The sequence below is a fragment of the Lacinutrix venerupis genome, from assembly GCF_003663945.1.
Classification (GTDB): domain Bacteria; phylum Bacteroidota; class Bacteroidia; order Flavobacteriales; family Flavobacteriaceae; genus Lacinutrix; species Lacinutrix venerupis.
This window is the reverse complement of the sequence record NZ_RCCH01000001.1, coordinates 419,567-435,055: the sequence shown is the minus strand read 5'-3', so window position 1 is coordinate 435,055 and position 15,489 is coordinate 419,567. Positions and strand designations below refer to the sequence as shown.

Below are 15,489 nucleotides of genomic sequence, written 5' to 3'. Positions count from 1 at the left end.
ATGTAAATTATTTTTCAATACAACTATTTAATAGGAAAAATCATCTTATTATTTTTACATTTACACTTTTTTTAAATAAAGTTTTAAAATGTATAATAACTACTTAAAAGGTGCTTTTTTTTCTCTCTTATTTTCCTTAAGTTTTTTTAGTAGCTTACTTGCACAAACTAATAAAATTGAGTTTGTAAAATTTATTGACTCTGCAGCTAATCATATAGATGAAAACAAAAAATTAGCAAAAATATATTTAGACTCCATTCCTAAACCAGTTGATAAAAATATTGAAGGTCGATTGGCTGAATATTATCAGCTAAATGGTATTATAAATGATGATTTCGATGAGCAAACACTTGTATTTCAAAATTTTATGCAGGCATTAAAATATGCTAAAATTGAAGAAAATTATGATGTTGCAGGAATGAGTAGTTTAGAGCTTTTTTATAATATTCATTTGGTAAAACAAGATTCTGTTTTGGCATTAAGGTATTTAAAAGAAGCAGAGAAATATTATTTGCTTTCAAACAATAAAAATGGTTTAGCTGAAGTAAAACAAATGCCTGCTTATATGGCTTTAAATAATGAAAATTACAAAAAAAGCAACGCCATAATATTTAAAGATTTAGATTACTATAAAAGTATTAAAGACGATGCATATTACCATATGTATGCATTATTTATGTTAACCACTAATTATACTAATTTAGGAGATATAAATAATGCCCACAAATACTTTAATCGTTTAAAAAAATTAAAAAAGAATAAAACCATACCAAAATCACTATATAATAAGCATGAAGTAACATTGTATGGCACTATTGCAAGTTTTTATTTAAAAAATAATAATAATGATTCTTTAGGAGTTTATTTACAAAAATTTGGGTCCTTACGTGGCGCAATGAATGATTATGATACTCGAAAATATTTTAGATTAAGTTTTGATTATTATGATCGTATTAAAAATATTGATGCCAGAAATACTTTTAATGATTCGCTACGAAATTTTGAAGTTTTGCAAATATCTAAAGTTTTAGATGCAAATCTTCAAATTAATAATGAGTTAATACACTCTGAAAACCTTTTACTTAAAGAAAGTAACAAAAAACGTTTAAATAGGTATCTTTTTATTATTGCTTTAATAATTTTACTCTTTTTAATTCTATTTATAATTATTCGGTATAAAAAAATAAAACAATCATTTAAAGAGTTTAATAAACGAGATAAAGAATATGTGTTCTTAAAAAAGAATCATGAAAAACTACAAGTTAAATTATATGGTTTAGAGGATTATATTTCTGAAGTTAAAAAAGAAGTGAAAAAAATAGCAGTTTTAAGTAATGATTTAGAACAAAAAAATAGAATAAAAGATCTTTATAAAAATATTCATCATAACTCCTCAACTATTTTGGCGAAAGGAGAAAGTCATTTAGCATTAATTAACGATTTAAATGTTCCTTTTTTCTCAAAAATAAATGCTCTACATCCAGAGTTAAATTCTTCTGAACAAATAATTTGTTATTATCTTTTTACTGGTTTTAAAAATAAAGAAATTGCAGTTTTTTTAAATACCTCAATAAGAGCAGTAGAAAGTAAAAGGTATAGAATTACTAAAAAAATAGATGCTATTACTAGTAGTGCTTCTCTTGTAGATTATATCAATAAAATGTTTAAAGAAACTAAATTTAACTAACGTTTTTTATAAATGCGTAGTGAATGAGTAGCTTAAAAACATTATGCTTTTCGGAATATAAGGATATTTGTCGATATAATTTTAAAAAATTTATTCTTATAAAAATGAAAAAAATCTACTTAATTGCATTACTGCTTTTATCGAATTCTTTGTTTTCTCAATCAAATTCTCCTCAAAAAATTGATTGGACAAATATGAATAATAATAAAGGCGCAACTTTTTATCAAGTACAAGAAAATTTTAATAATTTTTGGGAAGGTAAAATACCAGAAAGAGGAAAAGGTTATAAGCCATTTAAACGTTGGGAAGACTTTATGGCGCCAAGAGTTTATCCTTCTGGAGATATGTCATTACCTACTACTACCTATAACAATTATATGAAATGGGAAATAGCAAGAGCTAATCCATTTAGTAAATCTTCTACAACAGTAACAAGTAATTGGACGCAATTAGGGCCAATAGGAGCCGCAAACGGTCCTTCTCCATATACAGGTACAGGAGCTGGACGTGTAAATTTTGTGCGTTTTGATCCAATAGATGCAAATACTATGTATGTTGGTGCTCCGGATGGAGGTTTATGGAAATCTACAAATGGTGGATTATCTTGGACAACTAATACCGATTTTTTGACAGTTATTGGTTGTTCAGATTTAGCAATAGATCCTACAAACACACAAATAATGTATTTAGCAACAGGTGATATTGAAGGAAATAGAAATAGTTTAGGAATTTTAAAATCAACAGATGGAGGTATAACATGGAATCCTACATCACTTGTTTTCGATCCAGCTTCATATGAAGAAAAACTTTCTAAATTGTTAATAGATCCAAACGATCCTTTAAAAATGATTGTTGCTTCAAGTTATGGTGCATATTATACAACCGATGGTTGGGCTACATATAATATAAGCTCTTTTGGTGGCTTTTTTCCATCTTTAAAGGATATGGAATTTAAACCTGGACTATTAAATGCCAGTACTGTTTATGCCTCTGGTACAGAATTTTATAAATCTACAGATTTTGGAGCAAATTGGACACAAATTACTAATGGATTACCAACATCAAATATTTCTCGCATTGCTCTTGCTGTAACACCTGGAAATGACTCCTATGTTTATGCTGTTATAGGTAAAGACAGCGATCAATCTTACATGGGAACATATCGTTCAATAGATAGTGGAAATAATTTTACAACTATGTCTACAGTACCTAATTTATTAGGGTATGAGTTTGATGGTTCAGATTCTGGAGGACAAGCTTTTTTTGATTTAGCAATTGTAGCTTCACCAACAGACTCCAATAATATTACTGTTGGAGGTGTTAATCATTGGAGATCTTTTGATGGTGGTTCTACTTGGGAAAATGTTTCAGTATGGGATTCAGGAGAAATTCATGCAGATGTGCATGATCTTTTATATCACCCTGGTAGTTCGTCAACAATGTATTCTTGTAACGATGGAGGTATTTTTATTTCAATTGATAATGGAGATACATGGACAGATATTAGTGGAAATTTAGCTATAGGCCAAGTTGTTAAATTAGGATTATCTAGTAATAATGCTTTTGGAATTGTAGCAGGAGAACAAGATAATGGTACAATATTAAATGATACTAATTTAAATAATTGGTATGCTATTAATGGAGGTGATGGCGGCGAGTGTTTTATAGACTATACCAATGATAATATAATATATGTACAATATGTAGAAGGTAATTATAGTCGTATTGAATATCCTGCAGAAACAAACACACCAATTACATCTGGGCTTCCTAGCGGTATAGATTTTTATAGTCCATTTAAAATGGATCCAGTAAATCATTTAAGATTATATTCTGGAGGTACGCCAACTTTATATACATCAGCAAACCAAGGTGATAATTGGACAGCATTAGGAACGTCATCAGGAACAGGAAGTATAAAAGATTTTGTTGTTTCTCCAAGTGATCCTACGGTAATTTATACAGTTCAGATAGATGCAATTTCTAAATCAACAAATTCTGGAACATCTTTTACAGATATTACAGGTTCATTGCCAACAACTGTTGCCTTTTCTAGTATAACGGTTTCAAATATAGATCCTAATAAAGTTTGGGTAACATATTCTGGTTATGATAGTGCAAATAAAATATTTAAAACTATAGATGGAGGAGTAACATGGACTAATATATCTGCTGGACTACCTAATGTACCAATGAATACACTAGTTTTTAGAAATGCAGGTATTGCAGATGAGATTTATGTTGGAGCAGATGTTGGAGTGTTTATTATTAACAATAATTTGTCTTCATGGCAACCTTTTATGACTAATTTACCAAATGCAGCTGTAAGAGATTTAGAAATTTTTTATCCAAACAATAAATTAAGAGCAGGAACATATGGTAGAGGTGTTTGGGAGTCTGATCTTAATACAGAAACTTTAGGAATTGAAGAAATTAGTAATAATATTAGTAATAATGTTGTAACTATTTCTAGTGTTGAAAATGAACAACTACAAATTAAATCGTCATTACATAATATTAATAAGGTTGTAATTTATGATATTTTGGGAAAAATAATATTTCAAAAAGATGGAATAAATGCAACAATATTTAAAGATAAATCTATAATTAAAAGTCAACGTGTTTTGTTTATAAGAACATTACTTTCAGATGGTTCTATAGCTATAAACAAAATTTTATATTAATTAATAGCAAAACTTAATAACCAATTGATTAATAATTTTTGCTTAAATAGCCTAAGCTATTACTAAAATTAATCTATTAAATAAGTAAACTAAATGTTGAGTTAAAAAGAGTCCTGAAAGGGACTCTTTTTATTATATAATTCTATAAATAGAGATATATTGCAAGAAATAATTAAATTAACAAAACATTATTTTATACACAGGAGTCTATTGAGTATACAAATGTATCTTTGTTTGAGATTATTATACTATGCAACATTTAAAAAAAACCTCCCATAAACAAACAAAACCTAAAGTAACCTTAAAACAAGCATTTGTAACTATAATTTGGCCAAGGAGAAAATTAGTTTTTTTAGGTTTAATATTAATAGTTATAAAAAGTCTATCTGGTTTGATTTTGCCATGGCAAAGTAAGGTTTTATTAGATGAGGTTGTACCAAGTGGAGATACAGGCAAATTATGGATATTAATAGCTATTGTTATTGCTGCAATAACAATACAAGCTGTAACTTCATTTTTACTAACTAAAGTATTAAGTATTCAGGCACAATATTTAATAAGCGAATTACGAGCGCAAGTGCAAAAGAAAGTTCTGTCTTTACCAATAAGTTTTTTCGACAATACAAAATCGGGCGCATTAGTTTCACGAATAATGACAGATGTTGAAGGCGTTAGAAACCTTATTGGTACTGGTTTAGTACAATTAGTAGGTGGCACATTTACAGCAATTATTTCTCTAATTCTTTTAATAAGAATTAATCCATGGATGACACTTTTTGTTTTTGTTCCATTATCAATCTTTGGAATTATAGCATTAAAAGCTTTTAAATATATAAGACCAATATTTAGAGCTAGAGGAAAAATTAATGCAGAAGTTACCGGCAGATTAACAGAAACTTTAGCAGGAGTACGTGTTATTAAGGCTTTTAATGCCGAAGATCAAGAAAATACCGCTTTCGAAAAAGGTGTAGATAGGCTCTACCAAAATGTAAAAAAGAGTTTAACGGCAACTGCTTTAATGACGAGTTCTTCAACCTTTTTAATAGGTCTGGCAACTACAGGAATAATGGGAATTGGTGGTTATTATATGATTATTGGAGAAATGTCTACTGGAGACTTTTTGTTTTTCACTTTGCTTTTAGGATTTATGATTGCGCCAATAATACAAATGAGTAATATTGGAAGTCAATTAACCGAAGCATTAGCAGGTTTAGATAGAACCGAAGAACTAATGAATATGTCTGCCGAAGAAGATGACGAAAACCGAACGATAACACTTCAAAATTTTAAAGGAGAAATAGAGTTTAATAATGTGTCTTTTGAATATGAAGAAAACAAAACCATATTACATAACATTAATTTTAAAGCCGCTTCAGGTTCTGTAATTGCATTGGTAGGTAGTTCTGGTTCTGGAAAATCGACTATTGCTGGTTTATCGGCAACATTTTTAAATCCCAAAAGTGGACAAATTACTATTGATGGAGAAGATTTATCTAAAGTAAAATTAAATAGTTTTAGACAACATTTAGGTGTGGTTTTACAAGACGAATTTTTGTTTGAAGGAACCATTCGCGAAAACATTATGTTTCCAAGACCCGATGCTACAGAGGAGCAATTAAAAGCAGCAGTACAAACGGCATATGTAAATGAATTTACAGATCGTTTTGATGATGGTTTAGAAACTTTAATTGGCGAAAGAGGTGTTAAATTATCTGGAGGACAAAGGCAGCGTATAGCTATTGCTAGAGCTATTTTAGCCAATCCTAAAATAATAATTTTAGACGAAGCAACTTCTAATTTAGATACAGAGAGTGAGTCTTTAATTCAAAAAAGTTTAGCACAGTTAACTAAAAATAGAACTACAATTGTAATTGCGCACAGGTTAAGTACTATTCGTAAAGCAGACCAGATTTTAGTTATTGAAGCAGGTAAAATTGCAGAGCGTGGTAACCACGACGATTTAATTGCAAAAAAAGGTCGTTACTTCGATTTATATACATATCAAGCTAAAATATAGAATACAATTAGGCTTAACATTAGCTTTATATTGATTACTTTTTATTAAAAGATTTTTAAAGTATTGGTAACCTAAAGCATTGGTAAAAATTGTGACTTTACTGCAAAAAACAATGGAGTTACTTTTTATTGCATTTGGTGCATTATTTTCAATCATGAATCCTTTAGGAACGGTACCTGTTTTTGTAGCATTAACACAAGAGCACACAAAAAAAGAGCGTGCAGTTACTGCATTTTGGACAGCAATAGACGTGCTTATAATATTGTTGTTATCCTTTTTTGCAGGTAAGTATATTTTATCCTTTTTTGGTATAAGTTTAAATGCTTTAAAAATAGCAGGAGGTATGATTATTGCTTCTTCTGGTTTTGCGTTGCTTACTGGTAAGTTTAGAGAACATAAAGGTATGAAACGAAAGAAGGTTCAAGAAGATATACATAATCGTGAAGCTATTAGTTTAACACCTCTAGCTATACCAATGCTGGCAGGACCTGGAACAATATCGTTATTAATTACTTATAATCAAGAATTTAATTTAATTAAAGACATTTGCATTATTGTTGGCGCTATGTTAATGGCAGCATTAACTATTTATCTTGTTTTAAAAAGCGCACATCTTATTGTTCGGTTTTTAGGAGCCTCAGGAATTAATGCTTTATCAAGAATTATTGGTTTTATAGTTATTGCAATAGGAGTAGAGTATATTATTGCTTCTGTAATGTCTATTTTTTCACTTTAATATTTATTGGTAATTAAAATCTCTTAAAATTAGCATTTTGTTTACTGAATTAGAAAAACTTTTTTCTAGTGTTATGCAGTTACCAACAGTATCTTTTTTAAGGCATTTATAGGAAATTTCATTTAATTTTTCTCCATCTTTATTTGTAACTAAAATAGTTTCTAAATTATTAGTTTTAGTATTGTAATAATATTTTTTTGTAGAAAAATCTGAGAAATTATCTACTGTTTTATCTATTGTACCATTTTTGTTATAGTGTACAATAATTTCATTTTCTTTATACTGCTTTTGGGTGTAACAACTAATGCGTTCTCGTTGGTTTGGTTTCCAACGTGTTTTGCAATAATGAGCTTCTTTTTCCGGAAATGATTTTTTATTAAAAAATAGTTTCTTTTCTACGGTTTCAATGATATTATTGTTTGCATCTGCTGTTTCAGCATATTTAATGCGTCCATTTTTTGTTAGTTGTATTATTGTTTTTTCAACTAATTGTTTACTATTGTTTTTAATAATATACTTCGATTCTGTAAGGTTGGAAATAGTACCTTTTAACTGCTTTTTATTTACATATTTTTTAGTAGCACAAGATTGCACTAAAACTAATAATAGTAAATATTTTAAAATTCTAAACAAAATTATAATCTTAAATCAAGCAAAATAAAGATACAAAATTATTCTTCTTCTATATTAAAATAAGAGATTTCTTGGTGTTTTTTAATGGCTTTTCGAGATAAAATAAGTGCAATAAATAACGATATAAAGGCACCAACCCAAATACCAGGTATAAAATCTATAAATAAGAAAAAATCGTAGGCACCGTGAAATAAAATAGCTAAACAAAGTCCTGTTAAGTTTAATATTATTCTATTGCTAGAGAATTTTGCTTTACCCATAAAGTAACCCATTAAGATGGCAAAAGTAGCATGCGCTGGAATAGCGGTGAAGGCTCTTAATAAAGCTGTAGACGGTCCGCTTTCCATAACGTAAAAAATGTTTTCGGTTGCAGCAAAACCCATAGAAACCATTACAGCATATACAATACCATCAAAAGGTTCGTTAAAAGCTTTATGTCTTTGTGCAAAAAGTAAAACAATGAGATATTTGCTTAATTCTTCAGAAAAACCAACAACAAAAAAAGCTTGTACAAATTGCTGCCAAACGCTTAAACTGTTTGTTAATGGTAAAGCTAAATCAAAAACACCATACAAAATTGTAGTAATTATTATACTAACAATTGCACCAAGTAAAAAAGAAATTAAAAGTAAGCGCTTAGGTTCTTTTTCGTATTTATCTTTTAAATAGATATATAAAATAACTACAGCTACTGGAGCAAGCGCATAAATAATTAATTCCATAAAGCGAATTTAGAAAAATTAAGTTATTCTTTTTAATATAGTTTCAACTACTTTGTAATAATAAGATGCATTACTGGCTATAAAATGATTATTTGTTGTTGAGTTGTTTAATAAGTTATTAAACTCTTTAATACTTACTAGTTTTAAATCTTCAACTTCTTCTGCTTGAGGTTTTAATTTAGATACATCAACTTTTAATTCTGCAATATATGTATGGTGAAATTCATTATCAATAATTCCATTAGGATAAGATTGAAAACATTCAAAAACACCAATTTTTTCTAATTCAGATTCAGAAATAATTAGCCCAATTTCTTCTAGAATTTCTCTAATAGCTCCATGCTCTAATGTTTCTCCAGCATCTACATGTCCAGCAACACTTACATCCCAGAGTAAAGGACAAATTACTTTTGTAGCCGCGCGTTGTGCTAATAATATTTCTCCTTCTTTAGTATAAAACCAAATATGTACAGTATTGTGGTAATGGCCTTTGCTATGAACTTCGCTTTTTGATGCTGTTTTTTTAGTTGGTTGTCCAGATTTGGTTACAATATCTAATATTTCTTTTTTCATTGCTATAAAAAAACGTAGCAATCTATTGATATTTTTTATTCAAAAGATTGCTACGTTGCTATAATATTAGTAAAAATGTGATTTTTAAATTTTATTTAAAATATGAAAACGTTTCTCCATCTTCAATTTTTAATAATGTTTCATAAATTAATTTAATTACATTTTCTACATCATCTTTATGTACTGTTTCTACCGTTGTATGCATATAACGTAATGGTAAAGAAATTAAAGCAGAAGCAACACCGCCATTGCTATAAGCAAAAGCATCTGTGTCTGTTCCTGTGGCGCGAGAGCAGGCAGCACGTTGAAAAGGTATATTTTTTTCTTCGGCAGTATCTGTAATTAAATCTCTTAGTTTTTGTTGTACAGCAGGAGCATAAGCAATAACTGGTCCTTTACCGTTTTCAACTTCACCTTGTACCTTTTGATCTATCATTGGAGTAGTGGTATCATGCGTTACATCTGTTACTATTGCAACATTAGGTTTTATTCTATCTGTAATCATTTGTGCACCACGAAGTCCAATTTCTTCTTGTACGGCATTGGTAATATAAAGACCAAATGGTAACTCCTTTTTATTCTCTTTTAATAAGCGAGCCACTTCAGCTATCATAAAACCACCCATTCTATTATCTAAAGCACGACAAACAAAGTTGTTTTTATTTAATATATGAAACTCGTCTGGATATGTAATTACGCAACCAATATGTACTCCAAGAGCTTCAACTTCTTCTTTAGTAGTACAACCACAATCTATAAATATATTATTAGGTTTTGGAGCTTCTTCTTTTGCTTTATTTCTTGTGTGTATTGCAGGCCACCCAAAAACACCTTTTACAATGCCTTTTTTAGTATGGATGTTTACAACTTTACTTGGTGCTATTTGGTGATCGCTACCTCCATTTCTAACAACAGAAATAAGACCTTTTTCACTAATATAATTTACATACCAAGATATTTCGTCTGCATGTCCTTCTATTACAACTTTATATTTTGCATCAGGATTTATAACACCTACAGCAGTCCCGTATGTATCTGTAATAAATTCATCTACATAAGGTTTTAGATAATCCATCCATATTTTTTGGCCATCCCATTCGTAACCAGTAGGTGAAGCGTTGTTTAAATATTTTTCTAAAAAGTCCATAGACTTTTTGTTAAGTATACTTTTTTTTGCCATTATTTTTAATTTTTTACTAAAATAACAATATTCATATTTAATTGGTAGTTAACAAGAGTATAATTATTAATTTTACACCAAAATTTTGGAACGGTTTTGGCAGCTAGCGTTTGTATGAAATATTTATTACCACTTTTATTAATTTTTCCTATACTTATTTTTGGTCAAAATCTTGAGACAGAACAAGATTCTACACAGGTCGAATATATTATTATTGAAGGTGACTCTATTCCTCGAGAAGCTATAGATCTTGAAGAAGTAAAGCTTTTACATAGATTAAAATTTGATAGTAAAGAAAATAGAATACGTTATTATATTTTAAGAAGAAAAACCATTAAAGTATATCCTTATGCTAAATTGGCAGCAGAGCGTTTAACCTCTTTAAACGAGCGTTTAGAAACTTTAGACTCTAGACGTAAGAAAAAACAATATGCTAAAAAAGTACAAAAGTATATTGAAAGTGAGTTTTCTGCCGAATTAAAGAAAATGACTAGAACCGAAGGACAAATTTTAATAAAATTAATTCATAGGCAAACAGGTAAGACAACATTTACTTTAATAAAAGAATTAAGAAATGGTTGGCGTGCATTTTGGTTTAATAATACTGCTGGATTATTTAATATTTCTTTAAAAAGAGAATTCGATCCAATACATGTTAAAGAAGATTATTTAATTGAAGACATCTTGCAACGTATGTTTCAACAAGGCGTTCTAGAAGAACAAAAACCTGCTGTAGAGTTCGATTTTTATGAATTAAGTAATAAGTGGTTAAACAATGGTAAAGTTATAACTGAAACCAAATAAAAATACAACTCTAAATGCGAATACAATCGCCACGCGAAGAACTTTGGAATACCGTAACTCATGGCATAGGAGCAATTTTAGGTATTTTAGGTTTAGTTTTACTTATAATAAAAGATACCGAAAAATCTACTTATAGTTTATTAAGTGCCATTATTTATGGTGTATCTATAATTGTACTTTTTTCTGCCTCTACAGCTTACCATTATATTAAAGATGAAAAGCGAAAACATACATTTAGAATTTTAGACCACATAAGTATTTATTTACTTATTGCAGGAACTTATACACCTGTATTACTTATTACATTAGAAAAAAGTCTTGGTTGGACTTTGTTTGCAGTAATTTGGGGAATTGCAGCTTTTGGAGTGGTTTTAAAGCTTTTTTTTACTGGAAGATTTGAAACCTTTTCCACAATTCTATATCTGGTTATGGGTTGGTTAATTGTATTCGATTTTTCTAGTCTTTCTAGCTTAATGGATAGTAATGGAATATTTTTATTAGGAGCAGGTGGTTTTGCATATACAGCAGGAATTATATTTTACATAGTAGAGAAAATTCCTTACAATCATGTAATATGGCATTTCTTTGTTTTAGCTGGTGCAATATGTCATTTTTTAATGGTCTATTGGTTTGTTGTTTAGCACTTTACCTGTTTTGTTTTATTGAGTTATTCTTAGTTTTTCTTTATATAAAAACGTTATTAATAATTTAACGTTTAAATATTGGTGATTTGTTAAATTTTACTATATTTAAATTGTTTAAATTTTAAAATAGATTATCATGAAAAATTACGTTTTATTAGCTTTTTTATTCAGTTTTCTTACCAACTTAATGTTTTCTCAAACGACTAAATTAAATACAGAAATAGGAGATGTTTTTGTAATTGGAGATGTAAAAAACAACAATTATAAATCTATAGATTTTCCAAGAGCAAATTTTATAATAAAAAAAGGAGGTCTTGTTAATTATGATGATTTAAAAGGTGAAAAAGTTGAAATAACTTCGATTAAAGAAGCAAAAGATGGTAGTGTAATAGCTACAATAATGTTAGCTTCTAAAAAGAAATTTTTTAATAGCCATAAATACGTTAAAGTTAATATTAATGAAGCTTTAAACAATAAAGAGCTATTAAGGATATAATTTATTGTTTTTGATTAAACACAATCTTTATTGTTAAACAATAAAGATTGTGTTATTCTATATAAGTTTTAAAATTTACTTTTAATGGATTAAAGTAATATATGGGAGCTTTAAAAGTTGCTTGTTAAGGTAATAGAATCTTATAATTTATGCTTTTAAAAAATCTTCATATTCATAAAAAAACGATTCAAAAGCACTCATTTTTTCATTAAAAAAAAGCATAACTTCCTGCCAGGTATTTTTATTATGAATTGAAACTTTATAACCTAAAGGCACATAAATTCTAGAGATTTCTTTTCCATTATCTAAAAAATATTCTTCTTCAAAAATAGCATCTGGTAAAAAATCTGTTAACAATATACTCTTAAGTTGATTTAGTTTTTCCCAATAATTGATACGATTTTCTAGATCATCTTCAAGATCTAAACTTACGTGAGCACTTTTATTATCGAAATAAAATTTAAAACTAAAACCTTTTATTTTTGTATTATATAATATCCATTTTTTAGGAAAAGATTTCCCAAAACTAGTCCAGAATAATTGTTTTAATTGTCTTGATTCTTCTTTAGAAAACACTTCTATAGGTTTATGGTTAATTTATTGTTTTAAATAAAATATGCCATAATAATAGCACTTATTATGGTAACAAGTTTAGTTACATTAAATTTATGATCTTCGTTACTTTCAAACAAAATAGTTGTAGAAATATGCAAAAATATACCAATTACAATAGCCGAAACTTGTGTGTAATATGTTTGGAAAAATGTAAAATTAGCTGCTAAAATTACACCTAAAGGCGTCATTAAAGCAAATAAAATTAAAAAAGCTAACGATTTACTTTTTGGCATTTTTGATGCTAAAAAGAAAGTAGATAAAATAATTGCTACAGGTAATTTGTGTATAATAATACCATAAATTAAATTAGTATGTCCTTCTATAGGTAAACCTTCTAAAACACTGTGTATACTTAAACTTATAAATAATAACCAAGGAAAAGCCTTTGTGTTTTTATTAATATGTACATGTCCATGTTCTGCACCTTTAGAGAAAAATTCTAAAATAATTTGGAGCAAAATACCAATCATTATAAATAAACCAACGTTTTTATAATCGCCAATATATACTTCTGGTAAGAAATGAAATACAGTTATAGAAAGTAAAAAAGCACCACTAAAAGCAAGTAGTAATTTTAAATGCTTTGGTTGCTTTGGTTTTAGTGCAAAAACAATTATAAAACCTAAAACTACAGATATTATGGGAAGTAAAATGTTTAAAAGCATTTTAGTAAAATTTATATTATATATAATAATTAAAAAACCTAAATGGTTTTATTTAAAAATAAGAATTAAACGTTCGGACGTTTTTTTATGGTATTTGTTTAATTTATAGTCACCAAAAACATCAAGTAAATATACACCAGCTTTTTCAAAAAGTGCTTCGAAGTCTGCTAATGTTAAAGCGCGAACACGTTCTTGAAATTCATATTTTTGTCCTTCACTTGTAAAAGAAATATCTTTAACAATATAGCCGTTTTCTACATGCCTTTTTTGATGAAAGTCGATGCCTTCAACCGTTTTAATATCTTCTTCAACTAAATTTTCAATAATATATTCACTATTTAAAAAATCTATAACACCAAAACCATATTCATTTAAATTACTTTTAATGGCTTTAATGGTATTTAAGTTGTCTTCTTCATTTTCAAAATATCCAAAACTTGTAAAGAGATTAAAAACGGCATCAAATTGTTCGTGATATGGCTTACACATATCATGAACATCAAAATGTAATGTGTCGTTTTCAAATTGTTTTGCGTGTGCTATACTGTTCTCAGATAAATCTACTCCGGTAACATTAAAACCCATCTTGTTTAAGTATATAGCATGTCTGCCTTTACCGCAAGCTAGGTCAAGAATTTTTCCGTCTTCAGGAATATTTAAATAATTAGTTAGATTAAACATAAAGTTTTCGGCCTCAGCATAATCTCTATCTTTATATAAAATATGGTAGAAAGGTGTGTTAAACCACGAAGCATACCAAGTTTTGTCGTCTTTTATCATACACATTTTCCATATAAAATGGAATCTGATTTTAGTTTATTATTAGAAAGCACAAAAATAGAGTATTTTTGCGTTGTATTAGACGAAAATAATGGAAGATAATTACAAAATGGTAGCCAAAACCTTATTTGGTTTTGAAGAGATATTAGCAAAAGAGCTTACGCAGCTAGGAGCAATAAATGTAAAACAAGGTGTCCGAAACGTTAGTTTTGAGGGAGATAAAGGTTTTATGTACAAGGCTAATTTAGGTTTAAGAACGGCAATTAAAATTTTAAAACCTATAAAAACCTTTCGAGTTAGTAGTGAAAAAGATTTATATACTAATGTGTATAGGATGAATTGGGATAAACACATGAAATCTTCTGGTACACTAGCTGTTAATGCTACAGTGCATTCTAAGGTGTTTACACATTCTCAATATGCTGCTTTAAAGGTAAAAGATGCTATTGTAGATAAATTTCGCGATCAAACCGGAGAACGTCCAAATGTAGATTTACGTTTCCCAGATTTAAAAATTAATGTGCATATAGACCGTTCGGTTTGTACTATTTCTTTAGATACGTCAGGAGAATCGTTACATAGACGTGGTTATAAAACGGCTACAAATATTGCACCAATTAACGAGGTTTTAGCAGCAGGTTTAATTATGCTTTCTGGTTGGGATGGACAAACAGATTTTATGGATCCAATGTGTGGTAGTGGTACTATTTTAGCAGAAGCCGCAATGATTGCATGTAATATTCCACCAAATTTAATGCGTAAAGAATTTGCTTTTGAGCGTTGGAATGATTGGGATGTTGAATTGTTTGAAAAAATTGAAGAATCTTTATTAAAGAAAACTAGAGATTTTCATCATAAAATATTAGGTTACGATAAGTCTCCAAGTGCTGTTGCAAAGGCAAAAGATAATATTAAAAATGCTCATTTAGATGAGTTTATTACTATAAAGCACGAAGATTTTTTTAAAACTCAAAAAGCTGGAGAAGCTAAATTGCATATGGTTTTTAATCCGCCATATGGAGAGCGTTTAGATATAGAAATGGAAAGTTTTTATAAAAACATTGGAGATACACTAAAACAAGGTTACCCAAATACAAATGCGTGGTTTATAACATCTAATTTAGAGGCTATAAAACATGTAGGCTTACGTCCTTCTCTTAAAATAAAATTAATGAATGCGAAATTAGAATCTCGTTTAGTTAAATACGAAATGTATGCTGGAAGTAAAAAAGGTAAGTATATGGATAATTAAA

The 15,489-nt window shown here is 28.6% G+C and carries 15 protein-coding genes; 8 read left to right on the top strand and 7 right to left on the bottom strand.

Features of this window, described 5'->3' with window-relative positions; all coding sequences use genetic code 11:
- The first annotated feature begins 88 nt into the window (after nt 1-88).
- The 4 genes from CLV86_RS02035 (at nt 89) to CLV86_RS02020 (ending at nt 7,124) form a co-directional block, all read left to right on the top strand.
- Nucleotides 89-1,687, top strand: a complete 1,599-nt coding sequence (locus CLV86_RS02035) for a helix-turn-helix transcriptional regulator (RefSeq protein WP_121049059.1) — start codon at nt 89-91, stop codon at nt 1,685-1,687.
- A 104-nt stretch (nt 1,688-1,791) separates the two neighbouring features.
- The gene (locus CLV86_RS02030) at nt 1,792-4,371 is read left to right on the top strand and encodes a hypothetical protein (protein ID WP_121049056.1); all 2,580 of its coding nucleotides are present in this window, start codon (nt 1,792-1,794) and stop codon (nt 4,369-4,371) included.
- 250 nt (nt 4,372-4,621) lie between these two features.
- Nucleotides 4,622-6,388, top strand: coding sequence for an ABC transporter ATP-binding protein (locus CLV86_RS02025; RefSeq protein WP_121049053.1), 1,767 nt, complete (start codon nt 4,622-4,624; stop codon nt 6,386-6,388).
- Nucleotides 6,389-6,500: 112 nt separating this feature from the next.
- Nucleotides 6,501-7,124, top strand: coding sequence for a MarC family NAAT transporter (locus CLV86_RS02020; protein WP_121049050.1), 624 nt, complete (start codon nt 6,501-6,503; stop codon nt 7,122-7,124).
- Between the two features lie 3 nt (nt 7,125-7,127).
- On the opposite strand, the gene CLV86_RS02015 is transcribed toward CLV86_RS02020, so the two are convergent.
- The 4 genes from CLV86_RS02015 to CLV86_RS02000 form a co-directional block, all read right to left on the bottom strand.
- Entirely contained in the window at nt 7,128-7,757 is a 630-nt protein-coding gene (locus CLV86_RS02015) for a hypothetical protein (protein ID WP_121049047.1), read from the bottom strand.
- 38 nt (nt 7,758-7,795) lie between these two features.
- Nucleotides 7,796-8,479, bottom strand: coding sequence for a PrsW family intramembrane metalloprotease (locus CLV86_RS02010; protein WP_121049044.1), 684 nt, complete (start codon nt 8,477-8,479; stop codon nt 7,796-7,798).
- Between the two features lie 18 nt (nt 8,480-8,497).
- On the bottom strand, nt 8,498-9,052 hold the full coding sequence (locus CLV86_RS02005; protein WP_121049041.1) for an NUDIX hydrolase: 555 nt from the start codon (nt 9,050-9,052) through the stop codon (nt 8,498-8,500).
- A gap of 91 nt (nt 9,053-9,143) precedes the next feature.
- Nucleotides 9,144-10,232: a M42 family metallopeptidase gene (locus tag CLV86_RS02000; RefSeq protein WP_121049038.1), complete on the bottom strand. Its 1,089-nt coding sequence runs from the start codon at nt 10,230-10,232 to the stop codon at nt 9,144-9,146.
- Between the two features lie 114 nt (nt 10,233-10,346).
- Here CLV86_RS02000 and CLV86_RS01995 point away from each other — a divergent pair, with 114 nt between their 5' ends.
- The 3 genes from CLV86_RS01995 (at nt 10,347) to CLV86_RS01985 (ending at nt 12,176) form a co-directional block, all read left to right on the top strand.
- Nucleotides 10,347-11,036 (top strand): DUF4294 domain-containing protein, encoded by a 690-nt coding sequence (locus tag CLV86_RS01995; protein WP_076733073.1) that lies wholly within the window; start codon nt 10,347-10,349, stop codon nt 11,034-11,036.
- A 14-nt stretch (nt 11,037-11,050) separates the two neighbouring features.
- Nucleotides 11,051-11,677 carry a PAQR family membrane homeostasis protein TrhA gene (gene trhA, locus CLV86_RS01990; protein WP_121049035.1) on the top strand — a complete coding sequence of 209 codons (627 nt, stop codon included), beginning with the start codon at nt 11,051-11,053 and terminating at the stop codon, nt 11,675-11,677.
- Nucleotides 11,678-11,816: 139 nt separating this feature from the next.
- On the top strand, nt 11,817-12,176 hold the full coding sequence (locus tag CLV86_RS01985; RefSeq protein ID WP_076733075.1) for a dihydroorotase: 360 nt from the start codon (nt 11,817-11,819) through the stop codon (nt 12,174-12,176).
- A gap of 147 nt (nt 12,177-12,323) precedes the next feature.
- Here CLV86_RS01985 and CLV86_RS01980 read toward each other — a convergent pair whose 3' ends face one another.
- The 3 genes from CLV86_RS01980 to CLV86_RS01970 are packed head-to-tail and all read right to left on the bottom strand — an operon-like array spanning nt 12,324 to nt 14,236.
- On the bottom strand, nt 12,324-12,752 hold the full coding sequence (locus CLV86_RS01980; protein WP_121049032.1) for a DUF4268 domain-containing protein: 429 nt from the start codon (nt 12,750-12,752) through the stop codon (nt 12,324-12,326).
- A gap of 29 nt (nt 12,753-12,781) precedes the next feature.
- A complete protein-coding gene (locus tag CLV86_RS01975; RefSeq protein ID WP_076733077.1) occupies nt 12,782-13,456 on the bottom strand; it encodes a ZIP family metal transporter in 675 nt (224 codons plus the stop codon).
- A gap of 48 nt (nt 13,457-13,504) precedes the next feature.
- Entirely contained in the window at nt 13,505-14,236 is a 732-nt protein-coding gene (locus tag CLV86_RS01970) for a class I SAM-dependent methyltransferase (RefSeq protein WP_121049029.1), read from the bottom strand.
- A gap of 91 nt (nt 14,237-14,327) precedes the next feature.
- Here CLV86_RS01970 and CLV86_RS01965 point away from each other — a divergent pair, with 91 nt between their 5' ends.
- Nucleotides 14,328-15,488, top strand: coding sequence for a THUMP domain-containing class I SAM-dependent RNA methyltransferase (locus tag CLV86_RS01965; protein WP_121049026.1), 1,161 nt, complete (start codon nt 14,328-14,330; stop codon nt 15,486-15,488).
- The last annotated feature ends 1 nt before the right edge of the window (nt 15,489 follow it).